Source organism: Paenibacillus sp. 1_12 (assembly GCF_900114475.1).
Classification (GTDB): domain Bacteria; phylum Bacillota; class Bacilli; order Paenibacillales; family NBRC-103111; genus Paenibacillus_S.
Genome location: NZ_FOTE01000011.1, coordinates 189,401 through 202,423 on the forward strand (window position 1 = coordinate 189,401; position 13,023 = coordinate 202,423).

The following is a 13,023-nucleotide window of genomic DNA, read 5'->3' on the forward strand; positions in this document are numbered from 1 at the left end:
TTTTGCTAAGCAAAACCTAGTCTATGCTTACGATGTTAGTTTCGCTAAAGCGAAACTCGAAGGGGGAAAGTCCAAGTGAATAAGTGGATTCGCGGTACGAATGCCGTTGTACTATCGCTCGCGGTAATCGGTATTTTCATCGTCCTGACCATTTTTCTCAGCTCCACGAAAAATTTGCAGGTCGATTTAACGCAAAATAAAAAGTTCACCCTATCCGATAAAACGACGGAAACGTTAAAATCACTTGATAAAGACGTTCATTTCATCACCTTGACGAGTGACCAAACCAATCCGTATATCAAACGTCAGGTGGATGAGCTGATTCAGGAGTACAAGAAGCGCAACGCCAAAATTGTCTCCGACGATTACGATATCGTGAAACAGCCGGCAATGGCCAAGCAGTATGATGTTGACCCGGCGGGAACGCTTGTACTGGAAAGCGGTACGCAGAAGAAAATCCTGTACTACTCCGACATGTTTCTTCCCGGCCAGCAGCAGGGTGAATACAAATTCAGCGGAGAAGAAAAGCTGACTCAAGCACTGGTCAATTTGAATGCCAAGACCAAAAGTAAAATTTATTTCCTGTCTGGTCATAATGAAATTCCACTCAATCAAATGAATTTGTGGAAAACCGGACTGGAAGGCGAAAATTACGAGGTCGCTGATCTGAATTTGCTGCGTGAGGGCAAAATTCCCGATGATGCCGAGGTGCTGTTCATCATTGGTCCGAATACGGATATCAGCGATAAAGAAACGAGCGTTATCAACGAATATTTGAAGGGCAAGGGTAAGCTGTATATGGCCCTTGGCTTCAATAAGGATATGGCAACTCAATGGAAAAATATCGACAGCCTGCTTGCGCAATACGGAATCAAGGATCAGCATGCGATAGCAGTTGAGCCCAAGCAGAGCAAGCTGTACGATCCGCTGACGATCATTCCTGAATACGGCTTCCATGACATTACCAAGAAACTGCAGGATTACAATTTGTTAACGATGATGAATTTAGCGGTATCGATTAATGCGGACCAGCCGGTAGCCGATTTTCCGGTTACATCAATTCTTAAGACAACAGAAGCGGCGTATGGGGAAACCGATATTGCACAGCTCATGAATAACCGCACGTCCAAGGACGATAAGGACATTAAAGGCCCGCTTAATCTCGGCTATGTGGTTGAAACGAAGGAGCAGAAGCCTAAGGCAGTCGTATTGGGAGGTTCTTCGTTCTTCGCTGACGAGGTTCTGCAGCAGCAAGGAAACCGCGACTTTGCGCTTAACAGTGTAGGCTGGCTGCAGGAGCAAAAGGATCAAGTAACGATTCGTCCGCGTGAGGGTGACGCCTTGCAGCAAGCTTTGATTACAGAAAGTCAGGCGAATACGATTTTGTACGGTACTTTACTTGTATTCCCGTTACTCTTCTTGATCGTCGGCGGTACGGTTTGGTGGAGGAGGAGAAAAGGATGAAGCGGCTTATTCCGACACTTATACTTGTGATCCTGTGTGTTGGCGGCTTCTGGTACGCACAGAGCAAGGATTTTTTCAAGGAGAAGCCGGAGCCGTCAGCAGCGCTTGTCACGATCAATAAGGACGAAGTAGCGAGTTATTCGATAAAAAACGGTGACAACGAAATTGAAATGCAGCGTAAAGAAGGAAATTGGACGATGACCAAGCCCTCACCATTGCCGCTCGATAAATTTAGCGCAGATGGTTGGGTTGAATCTTTCATTGCCCTTAGCAAAGATAAAACGGTGGATGCGAATGCGGCTGATTTGGCGCCATTTGGTCTGGATAAACCAGCTCAGCAATTTAAGGTCACGCTGCAAAATGGTGCTGTCCATACGCTAAGTGTGGGCGACCCGGTAGTGATTCAAGGCTTTCATTATGCCATGTTCAGCGGTTCACCTGAGGTATTCCAGCTCAGTGATTCCAAGACACAGCCGCTCGCCTTGAGCCAAATCGATTTTATGGACAAAGATCCGGTTAAGCTTGATTATGAACAGCTGCGTGCGATGACGGTCGATTGGAAGGGACAGAAATGGACCATGACCAAAACCGATGCTGACAAAAAATCTTATGAGTCCGATTGGAAGCTGGGTGAGCAGACGCTCAAGGCTGCGGATGCGACTCAGGTTATCGACAAGCTGCAGATGCTCAGTACCGCGCAGCCAGCCAAGCGAACGACTGAGGTCAAGCTGGATCCGCCTGAGCTTCGCGTCGAGGTTAAGCTGGTGGATGCAGCCAAGAAGGAAATCACGGACGTTTATCTTGGCAAGCTTCAGCAAGATACCGTATGGTTTAGCAAGGAAGGCAGTGAGTGGGCGTACGCCGTTCCTATAGCTTCCATACAAGAGCTTGCAGATAAAGGCAATCCACCTTCTGCCCCACAAGTACAGACTGAGGGACAACCACCGGCAGAACAGCCGAAGGCTGCTCAATAATGACTGTAGGGAATCACGACGATTCCAGCATAGCACCCGTATCGCCTGTCAAGGTTGAATACGGGTTCTTGCTGTTACATTTAACCTGGTCTATAGTCGATTAGGGAAAAAATAGGGTGACAAAACCAATAGAACGAGCATAGAGGTGTATAGATTCAGCTCAAAAAACCGTGTCCAAGTCGTTGGCACGGTTTTTTGAGCTGAACCTATGGATTATAACTACAGGCGTACACTTAATTATAACGGCTGCCTGTCGTGTTAAATGAACGATCATAAGTATTAGCATTCAAAGAATTATTTTCACGGAAGGTGTCGTAAGTATAGTGATCACGATTAGCATCGGAATCAACCAATACGAGGATATTGCCTTCATCAACATAATTGTTGTACTGTCTAGCCTCTTCCTCAGGAATACCGAGTCCGATTAATCCACCAACGAGTCCCCCGGCACCTGCCCCTACGGCAGCGCCTGTAAGTGTGGCCGCGATAGGACCAGCTGCAAGAATAGGACCAATTCCCGGAATAGCCAGCAAACCGAGACCCGCCAGTAAGCCGGCAGCACCACCTAACAAACCTCCGGTAGCCGCGCCAGTGGCCATGCCTTCTGGAGCTTTCGTTCCGGTTTGATCTGTAACAGCTGCAACATCATCCTTATTTCGGGCAATAATTGAAATATCGTTCGAAGTATAGCCCTGACGTTTCAAAGATTCGATCGCTTTCACAGCTTCCTGCTCCGACTTGAATACACCAACAATTTTCTTTTCGTTATTCATGATTATTACCTCCCTAGAATATGGTTGCTGAACTGGTTGAACCCGTTCGCATCATTGCTTAAGCTCACTCTAGACGTTGTTCTTGCCTATTTCTTAATGATTCCCAGGCACCTTGAGGTACCCAGTAACGCTCGTTGCAATATGTATTTACCCGCTCATCTAAAAATGAAACTTTGCTATTTGTATGCTTTTTACAGCCACTAGAGGACATATTTTTGTTTCAGAAAGCTGCATAGAGAGTATGTAAGTAGGAGCACTGTCTTTCTGATCAGAGGAGCTCGCCATATTTCAAGAAATATTATACGTATAAAAGGAGAGAGGCTACATGGAAGCGGATCATAGTCAGCACCAATCAGCTTCTCAACAAGATCTGAACAACAACTCCTCGGAGAAACTCCCATCACGTTCCCGGACAATTCGCAATAAACAAAGGCGGCTTCTGATTTCTTTGTGCCTGATTATCCTTTGGTTGACTATCGTCATGATTTATCAAACACACAAGCCGCTGCCTCCGGGCCTTTCTATGGAAGGCCCTGTACATCATGTAAAGGATGTAGAGTTTCTCTATGATCTGACCTACAAAAAACCCGTATTGCCTATACAGGAAACGATGATCTTTGATCGGGTATTCCAGGTTATTGATGAAGCGGAGCAGTTTATTGTCATTGATATGTTTTTATTTAACAGCTATTACAAGGAAGGGACCTTATATACGCCTCTTAGCGGATTATTGACGGAGAAGCTGCTTGAGCAGAAAAAGAGGCATCCCACCATGCCGATTATTTTTATCACGGATGAGGTCAATACGATGTATGGCTCTGCAATGCCACCGGAGCTAGAACGTTTAAAGGCCGGAGGTATCGATGTTGTGATCAGTGATGTTAATCCGCTGCGTGACTCGATCCCATCGTATTCAGCCTTCTGGCGCACGTTCGTCCAATGGTTCGGTCAAACCGGGAAGGGATGGCTTCCAAACCCGATGGTGGATACAGCGCCCTCCATGTCGGTACGTTCTTATTTAAAGCTTGTGAATGTGAAAGCAAACCATCGAAAGGTCATTGCTACAGAGCGAGCGCTCATTGTTCCTTCTGCCAATGCCCATGATGCAAGCGCCTATAATTCCAACTCTGCGTTTTTAGTCCGAGGGGATATTATCGCGGATGCCCTGGCAAGCGAACAGGCTGTAATTGCATTTTCGAGAGGCAGCGAGGATGAGTTTCATTTTCCTCAATACATTCCTGATGTTAAGGAGGAGGGCGACATTGAAGTGCAGCTATTGACAGAAGGAAAAATTCACAAGCATGTGCTGCAGTCGTTGTCTGAGGCGGGAGTAGGGGATCGGGGTTGGATGGGGATGTTTTATTTAGCAGATCGCCAAGTGATCAAGGCACTGATTGGAGCATCCAAACGCGGAGCCGAGCTTCGCCTGATACTGGATTCGAATCAAAATGCTTTCGGTCGAGATAAGATCGGAATTCCGAATCGGCCTGTGGCCAAAGAGCTTCTGGACGCTTCAGACAATCGAATTCAGATTCGTTGGTATAATGGCACGGACGAGCAGTATCATACCAAGCTGTTGTTTATTGACAAAACCAATCGGATTATGGTTAATAACGGCTCAGCTAATTTCACTGAGCGAAATCTCGATGATTTGAATTTGGAAACTAACTTGGGTCTCAACGCTCCCGGAGATAGCAGGCTGGCACTGCAGCTGCGTCAATATTTTAATCGTTTATGGAACAACGAGGGTGCTCCTTATACATTGGACTATGAGGCCTTCAAGGACAAAACCGTGTGGATCAAAGATTGGATGTACCGACTACAGGAGTGGCTTGGACTCACTACTTTTTAAATAGAATACATAACATTTCCACATACTGGGCAACCTACCTTATGTAACTATGAAAGGAGGGAATGCCTGTGTACACACAACAACAAAATAACCAACAGCAATCTGGAGCTGGAAAGGTAAGCACCAAGGAGCTGCTATACGTATCAGACTGCTTGAAAAATGAGGATTTGATGGCCAAATTAGCTGCACAAGCGTGTTCTGAAGCACATACGCCGCAGCTGAAGCAGCAATTCAGCCAAATCGCTCAAGACCGCCTCACTTATACCAACCAATTGCTAAATGCCTTGCAGCAGCAATCGCAAATGACCCACTAAACCGACAGGAGGTGTTAGAATAGATGTACCCATCCAACTATCCGAACCAACAGGCATTTAACCAACAAGGTCAGCAAGGCCAGCACAATCAACAGGGTAACTTGCTGCAAGAACAGGATTGGGCTAATCTGCTATTATCCGAGCTGAAGCGGTCTGCACGAGAATATACGACAGCAGCTTTGGAAGCAGTCAATCCTGTTTTATGCCAAACCTTTCAAAATCTTGCGAATAAAACGATGCAGGATCAAGCCCAGTTATTCAGTGTACTTTCACAGATGAGCGGCTATGGATCCGTACACATGGCCTCGCTGCAAGAAGTTCAGCAGCAACTGCAGCAGCACAGCAGTAAAGTCGAGCAGCTGCAATCCTCTGTACAGCAATCCTTGCAGCAATCAAACACCTCTCAGGCTGGTCTCTATCAGCAGCAAGCGGAGCAGCAGGCATATCAATCCTATCAACCGTACCAACAGTCACAGGCCTACTCGTATCCGTCCAATCCCGTATATTCGGGCAATCAAGGGAATCAAGCCTTTTACGGATCTCAGGGAACGAATAGCTCTCCGGGTTCAAATAGCTATGGACAAGGCTATTCGTCGAATTATTCAAATTCGGGTTCCAATACGGGTGTGAATCAAACTCAAATGAGCGGGTCTGGTTACGGACAGAACCTTACCTCCCATTCAACTGCTTCATTAGCAACTGGCTCTTCCAACGCCAAGTTTGCAGGTTCCGATAGTGCAGAATCCACGCGCGGCGGCAATAGTTTTAATTGGACAGACACCCAGGATGACGACAATTCCTCACAGGGGTCAACACAGCAGTCCTCGTCCAATCGATCAAACGAGTCGGGCAGTAAATATATATTGTAGGAACAAATAATGTTAAATCCTATAGAAAGACTCCGGCTATGAGCTAGCGGTGTCTTTTTTTATTGAGAACATATGATCGCTCCTGTATAATGAAATCCATACCCTACTTAAAATCATTTATTTTTTCGTACATGTTTTGATTTTCGAATACGCGGTAGCGTGGAGGAAGGCTGCTTACGCACCCAGCGAAGAAATCGGGACATTTGTTCATCAGCTTGGAGCGCTTCCAGCGTATGGAGGGAAGCGGCCAGCTCTGCGTTTGTAAATAAGGCATGAATTTGTTTGTGGCAAACGATACAAAGCTCTGCCGTCGGCATAAAACTACCTCCGTATTCTTTGGGCGTCAGATGATGCAAGGTCGTTTCCGTCTGCTCGCGTTTGCATAATTCACAAGTCCCATGAGTACTGCGCTGCTTCCTCATCTGTTCACCTCTATGGAATAATTGGCATATTGGTTATCGAACTTTTTGTATTCTTTAGTATGGCACTGCGATCCGTTGACGATCCGTTAATAGCCATTTGACACCTGTGGCAGTGTAGCATAGACTAATTTTTATAGCGTCATAGTCGAGTACGATATCATTGCTAAATATAGAATGAATGCATAGGGGGCACGGCCTTTTGCTAGTAGATATGAAGCAGTGGAAGCACACATTTAAGCTAGACCCGGATCGGGAGCTGTCGGACGAGCAGTTGGAGCGTTTATGCTTGTCTGGAACAGATGGTATTTTGGTTGGCGGTTCTTCAGGTGTTACGTTTGATAATACAGTCGATTTACTTGCGAGAATTCGCAGATATGAAGTGCCTTGTGTGTTGGAAATTTCCACTCACGAAGCAATCGTACCCGGCTTTGATTTATTTTTTATTCCTATTGTCCTGAATACCCGTGATACGAATTGGATTGTTGGACACCATCATCAGGCTCTGAGAGAATACGGTGCACTGTTGGATTGGAAGCAGGTTGTGACAGAAGGCTACATTATGATGAATAAGGAATCAACGGCCGCACAGGTTACACAAGCGGACACCGATCTGGACGCCAAAGATGTAGAGGCCTATGCGCGAATGGCAGATCAACTGTTCCGGTGCCCGATTGTATATATGGAGTACAGTGGGATATTTGGCGATATGAGGCTTGTGTCGAGGGCAAGGGAGCTGCTCAAGGATGCAAGGCTCTTTTACGGCGGTGGAATTGATGGGCCGGATCGGGCTCGTGAAGCGGCTGAAGCTGCGGATACCATAGTCGTAGGCAACGTTATATATGATGCATTTGAACAGGCGCTAGCTACCGTAGGGGCGGTTAAAGGTCGTGAATAAGCTGTAGTTAGCCGTAATAAAGGAGTAGATACGAAATGAATGAAACGATGGATGTTTTTGCCTCGATACAAACGTTGAATCCACCGCAAAAGCAAGCCGTAGAGACGGTTGAAGGGCCACTTTTGATTATGGCCGGAGCTGGAAGCGGCAAGACCCGTGTGCTGACGCACCGGATTGCCTATTTAATTGCGTCTCGTAAGGCGGCTCCTTGGAGCATACTGGCCCTTACGTTTACGAATAAAGCGGCCCGTGAAATGCAGGATCGGGTCAGCAAGCTAGTTGGACCTAATGGTCGGGATATTTGGGTATCTACGTTCCACTCCATGTGTGTGCGAATGCTGCGTAAGGATATTTCCCGTATTGGATTTACGTCCAATTTTACAATTCTCGATTCCGGGGATCAGCTTTCTGTCATTAAAGCATGTATGAAGGAGCTTAATTTCGATCCCAAAAAGTTTGAGCCCAAAGCAGTCCAGGCAGCCATGGGAGCCTTCAAGAATGAGCTGAAAACACCAGAGATGGTCGAAAATGCAATCGGAGATTATTTTGACGGTGTAGTGGCCAAGGTATACAAGCTGTATCAAAAAAAGCTTAAGCACAACAACTCGCTCGATTTCGACGATTTGATTATGGTTACAATCCAACTGTTCAAGGATGAGCCGGATGTGCTTGATTTTTATCAAAATAAATTTCAATATATCCATGTGGATGAATATCAGGATACGAACAAGGCGCAATATATGCTCTGTCTGATGCTTGCGGATAAACACAAGCGTATTTGCGTTGTAGGTGACAGCGATCAGTCGATTTATCGGTGGCGTGGTGCGGATATTAGCAATATATTGAATTTTGAGAATGATTATCCGAAGGCAACAACGATTCTGCTTGAGCAAAATTATCGTTCCACCTCTAATATCTTGAATGCAGCCAACAAAGTCATTGCCAACAACGCTGGCCGCAAAGCCAAGAACCTGTGGACGAGTAAGGATGGCGGTGCCAAAATCCGCTTCTATCAGGCTGATTCCGAGCATGAGGAAGGCTACTTTATCACAAGTGAAGTGAAGAAGCGTGTAGATACGGGCAAAAGATATCAGGATCATGCGATTTTGTATCGTACGAATGCACAATCGCGGGTCATTGAGGAAATACTCATTAAATCGGATATTCCATACCAGATCATCGGCGGCATTAAGTTCTACGATCGTAAAGAAATCAAGGACATTCTCGCTTATTTGCGATTGATTTCCAATCCGAATGATGATATTTCCTTCGTCCGGGTTGTCAATGTGCCCAAGCGCGGTATTGGGGATACGACCGTAGAACGATTGACGGAAGCGGCTGCTCGTAGGGGGATTTCTCTGTTCGCTCAGCTGGAAGACATCGATGGCATGGAAATAGGTGCCAAGGCCAAACATGCATTAACCGATTTTCGTGATATGATCGATAATATGCACCGGATGGTAGATTATTTATCAGTTACCGAGCTTACGGAAAAGCTGTTGGAGCTGACTCAGTATCGAATCGAGCTGCAGCGTGAAAAAACGATCGAATCAACCGCAAGATTGGAAAATATCGATGAGTTTCTGTCTGTCACCATGGAATTCGAGAAGCGAAATGAAGATAAAACCTTGATCGCCTTTCTGACCGATTTGGCCTTAATTGCCGACATCGATACGATGAATGAGACCGAGGAGGAAAAAGCCGATTCCGGCAATGCTGTTGTCCTCATGACCATGCACAGTGCTAAGGGACTGGAATTCCCTGTTGTGTTCATTGTTGGTATGGAGGAAGGCGTATTTCCGCACAGCCGTGCCGCCAACGATTATGAGGAGCTGGAAGAGGAGCGCAGACTAGCTTATGTGGGCATTACACGTGCTGAACAGGAGTTATTCTTAACGTGTGCAAGAATGCGCACCTTGTTCGGGCGTACCAATATGAATGCACCTTCGCGTTTTCTGAAAGAGATTCCCGAGGAATTGCTGGAAATAGCAGCGCCTGCCGGTGTGATTGGTGGACGCTCAAGCAGCCCGTCCTGGGGAAATAAAGAAGGCCGTTATGGGAGCACAGGCGGAGGCTTCGGGTCCTCAAGCAGCAGCTTTGGCAGCGGAGCGGCAGCATCAGGCAAAAGCGTTACTTTCCGTACGGGAACAGGGAGCCCTTCTTCCGGTGTAACGGTTCGTTCCACCATTCCTGGTGAGCAAGCGGGAGCAGGTGCAGGCAGCGCTGGTGCACAGGTGACTGATTACAAAACAGGTGACAAGGTAGCCCATGGCAAATGGGGGATTGGCACCGTCGTGATGATTAAGGGAACAGGCGATGACACAGAACTGCAGATTGCATTCCCGGCACCTACGGGTTTGAAACGTCTCCTTGCCAAGTTTGCGCCAATTACGAGACATAACGAATAGATTCAGCTACTTCAAGGCGCTTCGCAATAAGGAGGCGCCGATTTTTACATAGTCGAACCTTGAAAGGATGGTTTTACTTTATGACAGATTCCCTTGAGACGATGAAAGCCCTCATTGAAGAAATCTACAGCCATAACCACCTCTATTACACCATGGATCAACCGAGCATCAGTGATGCCGATTATGATTTGCTTTACGATCGTTTGGTCGCATTGGAAAAAGCCTCGGGAGTTACCCTGCCCAATTCGCCAACACAGCGCGTAGGGGATCAAATATTAAAGGGCTTTGACCCGCATCGGCACAAATCGCGTTTGTGGAGTCTCGATAAAGCACAAAATAAAGACGAACTGATGGTCTGGTACACAAGGGCTACCAAGCTGGTCAACGAGTATAACGATCAGAATGACGAGGATCCGCTGCCGCCGCTAAGCTTTGTCATGGAATTGAAATTTGATGGATTAACGTTGAATTTAACCTATGATCACGGTGAACTGGTTCAGGCATCAACACGGGGTAATGGTGTTATTGGTGAAGGGATTTTGGCGCAAGTCAAAACAATTCGTTCCATCCCCTCTGAGATCCCTTATCGTGACGGAATTATTGAGGTGCAGGGCGAAGGTATTATGAACTTGTCCGTACTTGAGGAATACAACAAGACAGCACTTGAGCCGCTCAAAAATGCCCGTAACGCCGCGGCTGGCGCCTTACGCAATCTGAATCCCAAGGTGACAGACAGCCGCAAGCTCAACGCTTATTTTTATCAGGTTGGCTATACGGATGGACTGCGCTTTGAAAACCATGAAGCCATGGTTGAGTTTTTGCGCAGCAATCGCTTCAAAGTCAGTCCGTTGATCCAGGTGTACGATTCTATAGAAGCTGCTGCAGGTGAACTGGACAATATTACAGCAATGCGCCATACCTATGATTTTCTGATCGATGGAATTGTCATCAAAATCAATGATACTCGCACACGCGAAGTATTAGGGTACACAGATAAGTTTCCTCGGTGGGCGATTGCCTACAAGTTTGAAGCGGAGGAAGCCATTACGACGCTGCTGTCTGTATCCTGGGAGGTCGGTCGCACAGGCAAAATAACTCCAGTAGCCAAGGTGGAGCCTGTTGATATCGCAGGAGTCACCGTGCAAAACTGCACTTTGAACAATATTGGAGACATAGAACGCAAAGGGCTTAAGCATGCTTTGGGCAGCCATGTGTTTATTCGCCGTTCTAATGACGTCATTCCCGAGCTGCTAGGCAAGGTGACTGAGGATATGGATGGGGAAGAAATCGTAGCTCCTGTCAATTGTCCATCGTGTGGTTCCGTTCTGGAGCTTAAAGGAGCTCATTTATTTTGTCTGAACCGTGTGGAATGCCGTCCGCAGCTGATTGGGCGTATTACCCACTTTGCGTCGCGTGATGCGATGGATATTGAATCCTTCAGCATAATGACTGCGGAGCAGCTGTATACGGAGCTGAACGTCAAAGACCCGGCTGACCTGTATGACCTGACCTTTGAAGATCTGATTAAGCTGGAGCGATTTGGGGAGAAGAAGGCCAAGAACCTGCTGGCCGCGCTTAACAAAAGCAAACAGTGCGATCTTGCTTCATTTTTGTTTGCGCTCGGCATTCCGAATACCGGGAAAACAACGACTCGCGTACTGGCCGACCATTATCGAGATTTGCATAAGCTGATGGCTGCTACTCCCGAAGAGCTGGTAGCTTTGTATGATATTGGTGGTATTATGGCTGATAGCATTGTCAGTTTCTTCTGTGATCCTCTTATGCAGCGCAGCATAGAGCGGCTTTTGCAGGCTGGTGTAACACCTGTAAGTGAGGAAGCACCTCTCATTATGAATGCAGACAACCCGTTTTTCGGAAAAACTATTGTTTTGACAGGCACGCTTTCGATAATGGGACGCGATGAGATGGGCAAAAAGCTGGAAGCTCTGGGGGCCAAGATTACAGGCAGTGTATCCAAAAAAACGGATATCGTGATCGCAGGAGAAAGTGCTGGAAGCAAGCTGACCAAGGCTCAAGATCTTGGCATACGTGTAATAGATAATGAGCAGGAGTTATTGGAGATGCTGGGCGAGGCTTAGTGAATAAATAAGGTTGCCAGGTTAAGAGGAAGCTGTGGGGCTTTATTGTAACCGAGGGTGTCTTTGCTGGAGGCTTCCAGTAAGTAGATTAAAATGAATGACAAGATAACGGAGAGAGTCCTTGCGTAAAGTGACTAGCTCCGTTACTTTGTTAAAATAGTTGCATAGATTCTGTTATTAATAATTTGTTGGAGCTAAGGTAACTTTTATTTCAACTTCTTGTGTATGATTTTTCACGAGTGAAGCATCATAAAGAATGATTGTAATTCAGCTTAAGAATACCGATAATGATCATCTTCAGTGAGTTGAGAAATAAAATTTAAAAAAGTAGTTGCATTTAGTAAGCTGTTTGTGTTACATTACTTTTTGTCGCTGCGAGGCAAGTACGATTGAAGCGATAAAGGATGCAAAATAAGTAATAAAAAAAGGTTGCATTCGTCACTTGTTTCTGATAAGATAAATTCTTGTCACGGTAAACAAACGACAAAAATAAAAGTTGCTCAATAATTAATTTTTGAGTAATGAAAGCTCTTTGAAAACTGAACAAATGATAATTGAATGCCAGTTGTTTTGCATTTTGAGCTTTAGACAAGCTTACAATATGTATGTTGGCATCAGAAGCTTCGGCTTATGATGAATAACGTACCTTAATGGAGAGTTTGATCCTGGCTCAGGACGAACGCTGGCGGCGTGCCTAATACATGCAAGTCGAGCGGATTGTTCCTTCGGGAACAGTTAGCGGCGGACGGGTGAGTAACACGTAGGCAACCTGCCTGCAGGATCGGGATAACTACCGGAAACGGTAGCTAAGACCGGATAAGTGATTTTGACGCATGTTGAGATCAAGAAACACGGAGCAATCTGTGACCTGTAGATGGGCCTGCGGCGCATTAGCTAGTTGGTGAGGTAACGGCTCACCAAGGCGACGATGCGTAGCCGACCTGAGAGGGTGA

At 46.3% G+C, this 13,023-nt stretch carries 10 protein-coding genes and 1 rRNA gene; 9 read left to right on the plus strand and 2 right to left on the minus strand.

Features of this window, described 5'->3' with window-relative positions; translation table 11 throughout:
• The first annotated feature begins 75 nt into the window (after positions 1-75).
• Together BM210_RS23020 and BM210_RS23025 are read left to right on the plus strand one after the other, a co-directional pair.
• Complete coding sequence (locus BM210_RS23020) at positions 76-1,464, plus strand: GldG family protein (RefSeq protein WP_091173935.1); 1,389 nt, start codon at positions 76-78, stop codon at positions 1,462-1,464.
• Positions 1,461-2,438: a DUF4340 domain-containing protein gene (locus BM210_RS23025; protein ID WP_091173938.1), complete on the plus strand. Its 978-nt coding sequence runs from the start codon at positions 1,461-1,463 to the stop codon at positions 2,436-2,438. Before BM210_RS23020 ends, BM210_RS23025 begins: the two co-directional genes overlap by 4 nt.
• A 233-nt stretch (positions 2,439-2,671) precedes the next feature.
• Here BM210_RS23025 and BM210_RS23030 read toward each other — a convergent pair whose 3' ends face one another.
• On the minus strand, positions 2,672-3,211 hold the full coding sequence (locus tag BM210_RS23030) for a general stress protein (RefSeq protein WP_091173940.1): 540 nt from the start codon (positions 3,209-3,211) through the stop codon (positions 2,672-2,674).
• A gap of 325 nt (positions 3,212-3,536) precedes the next feature.
• Between BM210_RS23030 and BM210_RS23035 the strand changes: the two genes are divergently transcribed.
• The 3 genes from BM210_RS23035 (at position 3,537) to BM210_RS23045 (ending at position 6,246) form a co-directional block, all read left to right on the plus strand.
• On the plus strand, positions 3,537-5,063 hold the full coding sequence (locus BM210_RS23035; protein ID WP_091173942.1) for a phospholipase D family protein: 1,527 nt from the start codon (positions 3,537-3,539) through the stop codon (positions 5,061-5,063).
• Positions 5,064-5,131: 68 nt separating this feature from the next.
• Positions 5,132-5,377 carry a spore coat protein gene (locus BM210_RS23040; protein ID WP_091173946.1) on the plus strand — a complete coding sequence of 82 codons (246 nt, stop codon included), beginning with the start codon at positions 5,132-5,134 and terminating at the stop codon, positions 5,375-5,377.
• Positions 5,378-5,400: 23 nt separating this feature from the next.
• Positions 5,401-6,246 carry a spore coat protein gene (locus BM210_RS23045; protein ID WP_091173949.1) on the plus strand — a complete coding sequence of 282 codons (846 nt, stop codon included), beginning with the start codon at positions 5,401-5,403 and terminating at the stop codon, positions 6,244-6,246.
• Positions 6,247-6,359: 113 nt separating this feature from the next.
• On the opposite strand, the gene BM210_RS23050 is transcribed toward BM210_RS23045, so the two are convergent.
• Complete coding sequence (locus tag BM210_RS23050; RefSeq protein ID WP_091173952.1) at positions 6,360-6,668, minus strand: hypothetical protein; 309 nt, start codon at positions 6,666-6,668, stop codon at positions 6,360-6,362.
• A 211-nt stretch (positions 6,669-6,879) separates the two neighbouring features.
• Here BM210_RS23050 and BM210_RS23055 point away from each other — a divergent pair, with 211 nt between their 5' ends.
• From BM210_RS23055 to BM210_RS23070, 4 genes are all read left to right on the plus strand, one after another.
• Positions 6,880-7,563, plus strand: a complete 684-nt coding sequence (locus tag BM210_RS23055) for a heptaprenylglyceryl phosphate synthase (protein WP_177237961.1) — start codon at positions 6,880-6,882, stop codon at positions 7,561-7,563.
• Between the two features lie 35 nt (positions 7,564-7,598).
• Positions 7,599-9,971, plus strand: a complete 2,373-nt coding sequence (pcrA, locus tag BM210_RS23060) for a DNA helicase PcrA (protein WP_091173957.1) — start codon at positions 7,599-7,601, stop codon at positions 9,969-9,971.
• A gap of 80 nt (positions 9,972-10,051) precedes the next feature.
• On the plus strand, positions 10,052-12,070 hold the full coding sequence (gene ligA / locus BM210_RS23065; RefSeq protein WP_091173960.1) for an NAD-dependent DNA ligase LigA: 2,019 nt from the start codon (positions 10,052-10,054) through the stop codon (positions 12,068-12,070).
• A 647-nt stretch (positions 12,071-12,717) separates the two neighbouring features.
• Positions 12,718-13,023 (plus strand): 16S ribosomal RNA (locus BM210_RS23070); the annotation flags it as partial.